This is a genomic window from Oleiphilus sp. HI0079 (genome assembly GCF_001635105.1).
On record NZ_LWFT01000270.1, the window covers coordinates 1 to 1472 of the forward strand.

At 47.4% G+C, this 1472-nt stretch carries 1 protein-coding gene; it reads left to right on the forward strand.

The features are described 5' to 3' along the window. The coding region (locus A3750_RS03915; protein ID WP_068548033.1) for a DUF1214 domain-containing protein at positions 1 to 1207 on the forward strand (1207 nt) is incomplete at its 5' end. Positions 1208 to 1472: the final 265 nt, after the last annotated feature.

Consider the following 1472-nt stretch of genomic DNA (forward strand, 5'->3'; position numbering starts at 1 on the left):
GGGCGGAGAAGACGGCCAGATTCACTACTTTGAAAGTTATGATTCCAAACTTGGTGGCCTGACCTACAATACCAGCACGCCATATGTCATTTCTTTCTTTGACGTCTCGAAGCAACCTACCATGATTACCATTCCAACCAACGAAGTGCGCGGAGCCGTACATAATGTGTGGCAGATTGGCTTGTCACAAATGACCGAACCCGGTCAGTACCTCATTATCCCAGAGGGTTCCGAAACACCTACTAGTCTTCCAGAAGGTGTAAAGGTTGTTGAATCTAATAGCAACTATGTCTTTTTCGGCGTCCGTTTGATGGCGAAATCTGCGAAGCAACGAGCTCAAGACCTAGATGACCTGACCATCACTGGCCTTGATGGCAAACCGCTCAGTGACAAGGGCATCAACCGTCCTGAGCTTGGAGTAGATGGTAAGCAGCCACGTGGCATGGCGTTCTGGAGTATATTGAATGAGGCTATCCAGAGTGAACCTGTGCATGAACGTGATCGCATGATGCATGACATGCTGCGACCTTTAGGTATTGAGAAAGATAAGCCGTTCAACCCTAGCGAGCGGCAGAAAGCCTTACTCGAAGAAGCTATTGTTGTTGGTGAAATCATGGCCAAAAATATCGACTTCAGTAAAACCGGCCGCCTTGATCAATCAGAATATGGTCCGGAAAATAACCGCTGGGAAATTGCCACTGCATCCACTCCAGATCAGAACCGAGCCTACGGCATGGATCTGGATGGTCGCGCAGCATGGTTTTATGAGGCAGTCACCAATGATATTGCCATGCATGGTATGGCAAACGGAGGTTGGGGTCAGGTTTATCTAGACAATTACCGCGATGAAAATGGGAAAGGTCTTGATGGCGGAAAGCACTACACCCTCACTGTTAGAGGAGACGTAAACTATGCCGAAACATTCTGGACTGTAACGGTTTATAACATTGAAAACCGCGCCATTATCAATAACAAAATGAAGCGTGCCGATGTAGGTTCAAACATCGCAGGCACTCAGAAGAATGAAGATGGGAATTATGTGTTCCACTTTGCACCGGAGAAGCCAGAAGGTGTTGCCGCAGCCAACTGGGTACAGACCAATCTCGGTGAAGGCTGGTTTGTTTATTTTCGAGCATATTCGCCAAGTAAAGAATTCGTAGCGCAAACGCCGGAAACTATCCTGCCTAACTTTGTTCTGGTTGAATAAGCTAACAAGTCAAAACACCTGGACGCAGCTACGCTGCGCCGGTGTTTGAGGCGTTCATGATGTCTGCTTTGTAGAAACGGCTCTCAGTTGATTCACTAGCGAAAAAGGTCCGCTATTTGGTGTTAACCGAAACGATGGACTAGTAAATCTTTTGGCCTGCGTATACAAATCTGCATCTCTAAAGCTAACTACGATCGAGCTCATTGAGCCTGCTTATATTTCAACGGCGAGCAGCCATGCCATTGCCGAAATGCCCGAGAAAACG